This window comes from Variovorax sp. Soil_C_33 (genome assembly GCF_057656935.1).
Genome location: NZ_JBDGJK010000002.1, coordinates 490,253 through 499,884 on the forward strand (window position 1 = coordinate 490,253; position 9,632 = coordinate 499,884).

Here is a 9,632-nt window from a genome sequence, read left to right on the forward strand (position 1 = left end):
GGAGACAACCATGCACGCATCCACACGCATGATGGCGCTCGCAGCCGCGGCCGCCATCGCATCCTTCGGCGCTGCGCTCGCGCAGGCGCAGGAGATCACCGACGGCTCCGACTACCACCCGCTGCAGATGAATTCGCCGGTGAGCGCCGAGGTGGGTGCCGGTGCCGTCGCTGCCGCGCATGCGAGCGGTACCGAATCGATCGGCCAGTCGACCGCGGCGCCGATGCCGGTTTCGACGATGTCGAGCGACGATGTCTACGCGGGCGCCGTGGCCGCCGCCCATGCAACCGGCACCGAACTGCCGGGCCAGTCGACCGCGCCGATGCCGACGTCCGGCAGCAGCCACTGAAGGACGCTGCTCAGAGACCGTGCACCAGGAGCAGGCGCTGCGGCGGCGTCGGAATCTTCAGCGTCGTCTCGCCGACGCGGTGGAACCGGTATTCGCGGCCGTTGAGCATCACGCTGGGCTTGTTGGTCCAGACGCGGTATTCGTAGCCGTCCGTCACCGGCGTCACCTGCAGCACGCGGAACACGGGCGGAATGATCACCGTGAAGTTCAGGGCGCCGGTCGCGCTGTTCACGCCGACGGCGGTCTCGGCTGTGCAGGCCAGCGGCAGCAGCAGCAGGGCGGAGAGGGCGCTTTTCATGCAAACCCCCGATGAGAACGCGCTTCCGTACATATGGCGGCACCCAAGAAAAAGCAGGACAGCCAGGCGTCGCATCGACGACCGGTCCCTTGGATATCGGCGGAGTCACGGAAAAATGAAGGGTCGGCGGGATCCGTGGCCTCCGTTGCCGGCCAGTAAATACCATGCTGCAGTGCAGCGCAACCGACTTAGGTCGTAGGACGCGTGCGAAACGCGCCGCCGCGAGACAAAGGCCGCGCTTCAGCGCTCTTTATGGATCGGAAAATCGGCCGAGGCGGTGTCGCGCACGTACACGTCGACGCGGCGCGAAGCCGAGCCCGCGCTGCTCCAGGGCAGCGGCAGGTTGTCCTGGATCAGTTCGATCTCGTGGCTGCCGGCCGCCACGGACGGGAAGCTGTAGAAGCCCTGGGCGTCGGTGCGCGCCACGTAGCGGCGATCGAGCACCACCGTCACGCTGGCGACGCCGCCCTCGTTCGCTTCGCGCCGGCCGTTATTGTCCTGGTCGAAAAACACGTGGCCTTCGAGCCGGCCCGCGCCGGTGCCGGGCATGCCGCCGATGGGCGCGCTGGCCAGGCCGGCCCGGTTCTCGTAGCGCAGCGCCACCATGAAGGCGCGGCTGTAGGGCGTGACCAGCACCGGCTGCAAGGTCGCCGCCGTCAGCGCCGAGACCACTGCCGGATTGAGCGACTCCTGCCCGCGCGCCGCGGTGTACTGGGCGATGAAGGACCAGCCCAGGCCGAGCGGCCAGGACAGGCGCGCATTGGCGCTCAGGAAGCGCGATTCGTTGCCGCCGATGCCGTTGCTGCCGCGCAGGCTCAGGTCGAGGCGAGCGCCCGCGACCAGGGGCGTGGTGCCGAGCACGCCCCAGTGCACGGTGCGCGCGCTGTTGCCGGCCTCGCGCGACTGCTCGAGCGCCAGCGAGGTCGAGAGGGTCTGCGTCTCGCCCACGTTCCAGGCGTGGTCGACGCCGCTGCGCAGCACGCGCAGGCCGGTGCCGTGAGCGATGTCGGTGCGCCATTGCGTGTAGCCCCAGTCGGACTTGTGCTCCCAGGTCAGCTGGGCCGATTGCGCGGCGAAGGTGCCGGTGCGCGCGGCGAGGGTGGCCGAGAGCGCGTCGCGCGAGTCGAAGCGATAGCGGCCGAACAGGTTGCCGAACACCGAGCCGCGCTGCTGGCCGCTCACGCTGTCGCTCACTTCGATGTTGGTGCCGAGCTGCCATTGGCGCGTCGAGATGTCGCCGCGCCAGGAGGCGCCGCGCAAATCGCTCGGCAGCGAATCGCCGCCCCAGCGCAGCGAGGGCTCGAAATAGAACACCGAGGCGGCCTGCTGCAGCAGCTCGGTGCGCCAGGCGGCATCGATCCAGCCGCCGCTGGCGGAATCGCGCGGGGCGAAGGATGATGCGTCCGAAGGCCGGCCGGCGCTGTGCGCCAGGTTGGCCTGGACGCGCAGGCCGCCCACTTTGTCGGCGACGCCGCCGAAGCCGCTGCCCAGCGAATCGGCCCAGGGCGCCAGGCCCTGCCAGGACACGGCGGTCCAGAGCGAGCGCGTGTTCTGGGCGAAGCCGGGCACGCCGTTGGCGTTGAAGTCGCGCGTCTCGATCAGTTGGACCGCCGCGTCGGTGCGGCCCGGCGCGAGCGGGCCGTCGCCGCCCGTCAGCTGGGTCTGCGCACCGGCGCTCGCGGCCGTGCCGCGGCCGGCCGAGAAGCCCTGGAAGGAGAGCCCGTCGAAGTAGCCGAGGCGGCCGGCCGAGGCATTGAAGGTGGTCCGGCCCGGCTGTTCCAGGCTGGCGGCAACGCCCTCGATCGGCAGGCTGGGCAGGTAGACGCGGCCGACGCCGCGCGCCAGCGGCGTCGCCGCCATGTTGATGTTGCCGACGCTGTTGTTGCCGAACCAGCCGCCGTCGAAGGGCATGCCGCGCTGGTCGATGCGCCAGGTGCTGCCGGTGCGGTAGCTGTAGGGCACCACGCTGTAGGGCGTGCCGGTGCTGCCCACCAGGCCGAGGCCGTTCACCGGCGCGGCGTCGCGGTTGAGGTTGGCATTGGCCGAGAAGGTGCCGTAGTTCGGCGTGTCCAGGTAGCCGGAGAACAGCAGCGACTGGCTGCGCTGGCGCACGACGCCGCTCTGCTGGGTCGACTGGCCCTCGATGCTCCAGCCGCGCGGCCAGCCCGTGTCGCGGACCTCAGGCTCGGCGGCCGGCTCGGCTTGCGGGCTGTCGTCGAGCACGCGGTCGGCATAGCCGGCCGCCTCGGGCTGCGCCACCGTGGCGGCGGGCGCGGCCTGTGCCCATGCCGGCGCGCCGGCCAGCACATGGCCCGCGCCGCACAGTCCGAGGGCGCTGCATCGGAGCCAGCGTTTCATCGGGTGAAGCGTTGATTGATCGGCAGCGAGCCGTTCTTGCCCCACTCCAGCTTGCCGGTGACCGTGATCGGGAAGCGCACGGCGACGGCCGTCTCGGTGTCGCCGGGCTTGTTGGCCACGAGCGCGATGTCGCGCGTCTCGCCGGCCATGATGGGGGTGGTGCTGGCCTGCAGCTCCAGGGCCGTGCCGCTCGCATCGGTGCCGGAGAGGAAGCCGGCCAGCCGGCCGTGCGCGGTGCCGGTGTTGCGGATCTTCAGCATCGGCGTGGCCTGGCCATCGACCGTCTGGACCGAGCTGCCCGCGAGTTCCAGCTGCGGCGCCACGTCGCCCACCGCCACATAGACGATGACGCCGATGCGCGCGCCCAGCGCGACCGGAACGCCCGGTGCCGCCGCGGGCTGCTGGCCTTCGATCATCACCGCGAAGCGGCACTCCGTCGGCGGCGTATCGGCCGGCGGCGTCACTTCGAAGCGGAAGCGGTAGGGGCGTCCGGGCGTGATGCTGAGATCGCGGCGCTCGATCGCGACCCAGGGCCGGCAGCTGCCGGTCAGCAGCTCGTCGCTGAAGTCGACCGAGGCGTCGGGCCTGAACGTCCAGTCCGCGGTCTTGAGCTTGTAGGCGCCGGTCTGTGTGTCGCGGTGTGTGAGCTCGATCACCTCGCGCACCCGCTCGCCGGGCTTTGCCGACAGCTCGAAGCGCGGCGGCGACACGGCAAGCGAAAACTGCGCCTGTGCTGTAGCGCCGATGGTCGACGCGGCGATGCCGGTCGCGAGAAGAAAGGCCGCGGAGTGCCCGCGGCGGAAAGGTGCGGCTCGGCGCGTCACGGCGATACCTCGATCTCGAAAAAGAATTGCAGGGATTGCGCGCGCTCCACCTTGCGGCCGTCGGCCGTCAGATCGAGCACCAGGCTTTCCTGCAGGAATGCCTCGCGCACCACGCCCTCGAACACCAGCGTGCGGCTGCCGCCGCGGACCGTGCCCGGCAGCAGCCGGCCCTGGGTGCGCCACGCGGCGACCAGTTGCTCGCCTTCGGTCGGTGCCAGGGACATGTAGATGCGCGCCGGCCGGTGGAGCCAGGGCGACAGGTTGAGCCGCAGCGCCACGGCCACGCGGCCTTCGATCGTGTGGTCGCCCGCGCGGCCAGGTGCCAGCTGGCGCCAGCGCATCGGCGTGACCGGCTGGCTCACGTAGGTGCCCGTGTCGTCGACCCTGAAGGTCGCGGCGCCGGCCGGCAGGCCCGCGGCCATGGCTAGCAGGCCGGTCAGCATGGCAAGCGACGCGCGGCTCTTCATGGTGCGGTGAGCGTGTAAGTGGCTGTGCCGGTGAAGGTGCCGGCGGGGACCAACTGGGTATTGAGGTAGCGAAAGGCCAGGCAGCTCTCGAACCAGTTGTTGCGGGTGACCGACAGCAAGGTCTGGGCGCCGCCGGTGAATGTGGCGCTGGGGATCGTCGTCGTCGTGTCGTTGTTGCCGGATGAGGTCCAGGCGATGCTGCTGAAGGGGATGGTGTTGCCGCCGCCGGTCAGGCTTGACGGCGTGGTGACGGACAGCGTCGCCGGGCCGGCGTTGCTGGAACCCGGCACCCGGTAGAAGCCGCCCACGTACACCTGCCCCGTGGTGGCCGGCGAGGTGCAGAACGCGAAGCCGTCCCAGGGACTGGCCGTGACGGTGCTGTCGGTCGTCATGGCCTGGGCCGTGCCCGAGCCGAGCTGGCCTGCGGGAACGGTGACCGAGACGGTGTTGACGGTCGTGTTGTTGCCGGGCGTGCCGCGATTGTTGAAGGTCCCGCCCGTCATCGTGCCGACACCCACCTGAAGAAACAGCGCGCGGGTGCCCGGGGTGATGGCGACCGTGAAGCCGTGCGCCGCGGGCAGCCAGCCGCCGCCTAGCACGGCGAGCGCCAGTGCGGCGCGCCGGGCGCGAAAAAGTGGTGACAACGCAGCGATCAGGGAGCGGTCGCGGTGTAGGTCACGCGGCCGTTGTTGCCCACGGTGTCGCCGTAGGTGCCGGCCGGCAGCGTGGCCGTGTTGGCATAGGCGAAGGTCCAGCTGCCTTCGCGGCGCACGAGGCCGGCCGAAGCGGCCAGCGTGGTGGCCGCCGCCGAAGCGCCGCCGCCGGCTGCGTTGTTGAACGGCGGGTGAGCGATGGCCGCGTTGGTGTAGCCGGTGGTGGTCGTGGCCAGTGCGCCTGCGGTCACGACGATGTCGGTCCACGGCACGGTCGGGTTGCCGGCGACGCCGCTGCTCAGCTGGCCCGAGGTCGCGTTGGTCAGGCTGACGGTGCCGCTGTTGCCGAGCACACGGACCGTGACGCCGCCGCCGGCCAGGTCGCCGCCGGTACCGGCCACGGCAGTGCCGTTGCCGATGGCGCCGGCCGGCACGTCGAAGCTGACTTTGTCCACCGTCGCGTTGTTGGCGAGGTTGGTGCCGGTACCGACTTGCAGGAAGAGCACCTTCGGAACGACGACCCTGAAGTCGAGCTTGGCGGCGGCGCTCTGGGCGCCAGCGGCGGTGGTGAAGTTCGACTCGGCGTGAGCGGCCAGGGGTGCGATCGCGGCAAGCGCGGTGACCAGAAGAAGTTTTTTCATGTGCGGTGGAGTAAGTGGTTGGTTTCGGTGCCGGGTGAAATGTAGGCGATGGCCTACAAGTTGAGACGGCATTTAGTTCTCTTCCATAACGAGAAGAGAACTTTCGTTAAATAGTTACGAAGTAGTACTTTGTAATCTGTCGCGCCTTTGCCACGCAGCCTGCGGCGGCCCGTCGGCGAAGGCGGGCATTTCTTTCGGATGGCTCGCGGCGGCGGGGTCTTGTAAAGTTGTCGATTCGCCTGAGGCGACGTCTTTTTTCTTCGTTCTTCTCGTTCCATGACTCTCTCCAAGACCAAACTCCCTTTCCAGGCCGAAGTCGCGCAGCTGCTTCACCTGGTCACGCATTCGCTCTACTCCAACAAGGAAATCTTCCTGAGGGAGCTGATCTCGAACGCGTCGGATGCCTGCGACAAGCTGCGTTTCGAGGCCATCGACCAGCCGGGCCTCTATGAAGAGCAGCCCACGCTGGAGGTGCGCGTCTCCTTCGACAAGGAAGCCAAGACGATCACGATCGCCGACAACGGGATCGGGCTGTCGCAGCAGGAGGCCATCGACCACCTGGGCACCATCGCCAAGAGCGGTACCCGGGAGTTCATGAGCAAGCTCTCGGGCGACCAGAAGGCCGATGCCCAGCTCATCGGGCAGTTCGGCGTGGGCTTCTATTCGGGCTTCATCGTGGCCGACAAGATCACGGTCGAGTCGCGCCGCGCGGGCCTGCCCGCCGAGGAAGGCGTGCGCTGGGTCAGCGCCGGCGCCGGCGATTTCGAGGTCGACACCATCGCGCGCCCGCAGCGCGGCACCAGCGTGACGCTGCACCTGCGCGAGGATGCCGAGGAATACCTGAACCTGTGGAAGCTCAAGTCCATCATCTCCAAGTACTCCGACCACATCTCCCTGCCCATCCTGATGGAGAAGGAAGAGTGGAAAGAGGGTGAGGAGAACAAGGGCGGCCAGATGGTCAAGACCGGCGAGTGGGAGCCGGTCAACCAGGCCAATGCGCTGTGGAGCCGGCCGAAGAAGGACATCGACGAGGAGCAGTACGTCGAGTTCTACAAGAACATCAGCCACGACTTCGAGGCGCCGCTCGCCTGGAGCCACAACCGCGTCGAGGGCACGACCGAGTACACGCAGCTGCTCTACATCCCGTCCAAGGCCCCGATGGACCTGTGGAACCGCGAGAAGAGCGCGGGCGTCAAGCTCTACGTCAAGCGCGTCTTCATCATGGACGACGCCGAAGCGCTGCTGCCGAGCTACCTGCGCTTCGTCAAGGGCGTGATCGATTCGGCCGACCTGCCGCTCAACGTGAGCCGCGAGCTGCTGCAGGAAAGCCGCGACGTGAAGGCGATCCGCGAAGGCAGCACCAAGCGCGTGCTCGGCATGCTGGAAGACCTGGCCAAGAAGCAGAAGGCGGCCGGCCAGAGCAACGAAGGCAAGCTCGATGTCGGCTCCGGCGAGAGCGTGCCGGCGCCCGAACCGGGCGAAGGGGTGACTGATGCGGTGGACAAGAACGCGGCCGACACCACGCTGGCCGCGCAAGCCGCGGCCGAGTACAGCGACGAGTCGGGCAAGTACGCGAAGTTCTATGCCGAGTTCGGCGCCGTGCTCAAGGAAGGCCTGGGCGAGGACTTTGCCAACCGCGAGCGCATCGCCAAGCTCCTGCGCTTCGCCTCCAGCACCAGCGACACCGTGAGCGTGAGCTTCGCCGACTACAAGTCGCGCATGAAGGAAGGCCAGGAGGCGATCTACTACATCACGGCCGACACCCTGGCCGCGGCCAAGAACAGCCCGCAGCTCGAGATCTTCAAGAAGAAGGGCATCGAGGTGCTCCTGATGACCGACCGCGTGGACGAATGGGCGCTCAACTACCTGACCGAGTTCGACGGCACGCCGCTGCAGAGCGTGGCCAAGGGCGCGGTCGACCTGGGCAAGCTGCAGGACGAGGCCGAGAAGAAGGCCGCGGAAGAAGCGGCCGAATCCTTCAAGCCGATGCTGGAGCGCCTCAAGGAAGCCCTCAAGGACAAGGCCGAGGACGTGCGCGTGACCACGCGCCTGGTCGATTCGCCGGCCTGCCTGGTGGTGCAGGACGGCGGCATGAGCACCCAGCTCGCGCGCATGCTCAAGCAGGCCGGCCAGCCCGCGCCGGAACTCAGGCCGGTGCTGGAAGTGAATGCCGAGCACCCGCTGGTCAAGAAGCTCGACGGCTCCGAGCACTTCGAGGACCTGGCCAACATCCTGTTCGACCAGGCGCTGCTGGCCGAGGGCGGGTTGCCGGCCGACCCGGCCGCCTACGTGCGGCGCGTCAACGCGCTGCTGGTGTAGCGATGAGTGCGGGAGAGTCTTCGCAACGGCCCGACGTCACGGGTTTCGACCTGCGCAGCCTCGGCCCGGACTTCTACGAGAACCCCTATCCCTGGTACGCCGCGCTGCGCGAGGCGACGCCGGTGCGGCGCATGCCCGACGGTTCCTTGCTGCTCACGCGCCATGCCGACTGCGTGGCCGTCTACAAGGACACCCACACCTTCAGCTCCGACAAGCACGCCGAGTACGCGCCCAAGTACGGCGCGGGCAGTCCGCTCTACCAGCACCACACGACCAGCCTGGTGTTCAACGACCCGCCGCTGCACACGCGCGTGCGCCGGCTGATCGCCGGCGCGCTGACGCCCAAGGCCATCGAGTCGCTGGAGGACGGGCTCGTGCACCTGGTGAACGGCCTGCTCGACCGCATGGAAGAGCGGCAGCGCGCCGGCGGCGAGGTCGACCTGATCGAGGACTTCGCCGCCGCGATTCCCGTGGAGATCATCGGCAACCTGCTGGGCGTGCCGCGCGAGAAGCGCGAGCCGCTGCGCAACTGGTCGCTCGCGATCCTGGGCGCGCTGGAGCCGCGGCTGACCGAGGCCCAGATGGAAGCCGGCAACCGCGCCGTGACCGAGATGGTGGCCTACCTGCGCACCCTGGTGGCCGAGCGGCGGCGCCATCCCGGCGATCCGGCGCACGACGTGCTCACGCGGCTGATCCAGGGCGAGGAGGACGGCGGCGACAGGTTGAGCGAGAACGAGCTCTACCAGAACTGCATCTTCATCCTCAACGCCGGCCACGAGACCACCACCAACCTGATCGGCAACGGCCTGGTCGCCCTGCTCGAATGGCCGCAGCAGAAGCAGCGCCTGCTCGACGACCCGTCGCTCATCAAGACCGCAATCGAGGAGTTCCTGCGCTTCGAGAGCTCCAACCAGCTGGGCAACCGCATCACCCGCGCCGCCGCCAACGTGGGCGGCGTCGAGGTGCCGGCCGGCACGTTGATCACGCTCGCCATCGGCGCGGCGAACCGCGATCCGGCGGTGTTCGACGCGCCGGACCAGCTCGACATCACGCGCTCGCCGAACCGGCACCTGGCTTTCGGCTCGGGCACGCACCAGTGCGTGGGCATGAACCTGGCGCGGCTCGAAGGGCGCATCGCGATCGCCGCCTTCCTCGCGCGCTTTCCCGACTACCGGCTCTGCGGGCCGGTGGTGCGCGGCGGCCGGGCGCGCTTTCGCGGCTACCTGCACGTGCCCTTGAGCCTGGGCCTGCCGATCGAGTCCTGAATCCCCTCGAGACCACGACAAGGAGATGGTATGGACGCCTCCCCCTCGCTGATCGACTGCGGTAGCGGAGGTACGGGGGATGAAGGGGGCCTCGCAGTCGACGGCATCGAGTGCCAAAGTGGAAGTTCGATTGGCAACCACTTGCAGACGGAGGCCCCGAAATGAATCGTACGACGTATGGCTTGGACATTGCAAAGAACGTGATGCAACTTCATTGGGTTGATGGCGAGACAGGCGAGATCGGGCGCAAGAAGCTCGCTCGGGCCAGGCTGGGCGAAGTCTTCGCCCAGTTGCAGCCGGCGCGCGTGGCGATGGAGGCGTGCGGCAGTGCGCACCACTGGGCGCGGGTGTTGGGCAGTCTCGGACACCGGGTGGAGTTGCTGCCGGCGCGCCAGGTGCGCGCGTTTGTGCGCAGCAACAAGGACGACGCTGCCGATGCACGCGCGATCTGGCTGGCG

At 68.7% G+C, this 9,632-nt stretch carries 9 protein-coding genes and 1 pseudogene; 4 read left to right on the forward strand and 6 right to left on the reverse strand.

Annotated elements, in window-relative coordinates:
* Positions 1–10: 10 nt before the first annotated feature.
* On the forward strand, positions 11–349 hold the full coding sequence (locus AC3A6B_RS05280; RefSeq protein ID WP_487835707.1) for a hypothetical protein: 339 nt from the start codon (positions 11–13) through the stop codon (positions 347–349).
* A 10-nt stretch (positions 350–359) separates the two neighbouring features.
* Here AC3A6B_RS05280 and AC3A6B_RS05285 read toward each other — a convergent pair whose 3' ends face one another.
* The 6 genes from AC3A6B_RS05285 to AC3A6B_RS05310 all read right to left on the reverse strand — a co-directional run bounded on the left by AC3A6B_RS05285 (position 360) and on the right by AC3A6B_RS05310 (position 5,590).
* A complete protein-coding gene (locus AC3A6B_RS05285) occupies positions 360–647 on the reverse strand; it encodes a hypothetical protein (RefSeq protein WP_487835708.1) in 288 nt (95 codons plus the stop codon).
* Between the two features lie 240 nt (positions 648–887).
* Positions 888–3,005 carry an SdrD B-like domain-containing protein gene (locus tag AC3A6B_RS05290; protein ID WP_487835709.1) on the reverse strand — a complete coding sequence of 706 codons (2,118 nt, stop codon included), beginning with the start codon at positions 3,003–3,005 and terminating at the stop codon, positions 888–890.
* A complete protein-coding gene (locus AC3A6B_RS05295) occupies positions 3,002–3,829 on the reverse strand; it encodes a hypothetical protein (protein WP_487835710.1) in 828 nt (275 codons plus the stop codon). Before AC3A6B_RS05295 ends, AC3A6B_RS05290 begins: the two co-directional genes overlap by 4 nt.
* Complete coding sequence (locus tag AC3A6B_RS05300) at positions 3,826–4,296, reverse strand: hypothetical protein (protein ID WP_487835711.1); 471 nt, start codon at positions 4,294–4,296, stop codon at positions 3,826–3,828. The genes AC3A6B_RS05295 and AC3A6B_RS05300 overlap by 4 nt, the downstream gene beginning before the upstream one ends.
* The gene (locus tag AC3A6B_RS05305) at positions 4,293–4,940 is read right to left on the reverse strand and encodes a hypothetical protein (RefSeq protein WP_487835712.1); all 648 of its coding nucleotides are present in this window, start codon (positions 4,938–4,940) and stop codon (positions 4,293–4,295) included. Before AC3A6B_RS05305 ends, AC3A6B_RS05300 begins: the two co-directional genes overlap by 4 nt.
* 8 nt (positions 4,941–4,948) lie before the next feature.
* A complete protein-coding gene (locus AC3A6B_RS05310; protein WP_487835713.1) occupies positions 4,949–5,590 on the reverse strand; it encodes a hypothetical protein in 642 nt (213 codons plus the stop codon).
* A gap of 276 nt (positions 5,591–5,866) precedes the next feature.
* Between AC3A6B_RS05310 and htpG the strand changes: the two genes are divergently transcribed.
* From htpG to AC3A6B_RS05325, 3 genes and pseudogenes are all read left to right on the forward strand, one after another.
* Entirely contained in the window at positions 5,867–7,909 is a 2,043-nt protein-coding gene (gene htpG, locus AC3A6B_RS05315) for a molecular chaperone HtpG (RefSeq protein WP_487835714.1), read from the forward strand.
* A 2-nt stretch (positions 7,910–7,911) separates the two neighbouring features.
* On the forward strand, positions 7,912–9,174 hold the full coding sequence (locus tag AC3A6B_RS05320) for a cytochrome P450 (protein ID WP_487835715.1): 1,263 nt from the start codon (positions 7,912–7,914) through the stop codon (positions 9,172–9,174).
* A gap of 161 nt (positions 9,175–9,335) precedes the next feature.
* Positions 9,336–9,632: pseudogene (locus tag AC3A6B_RS05325) on the forward strand (IS110 family transposase); the annotation flags it as partial.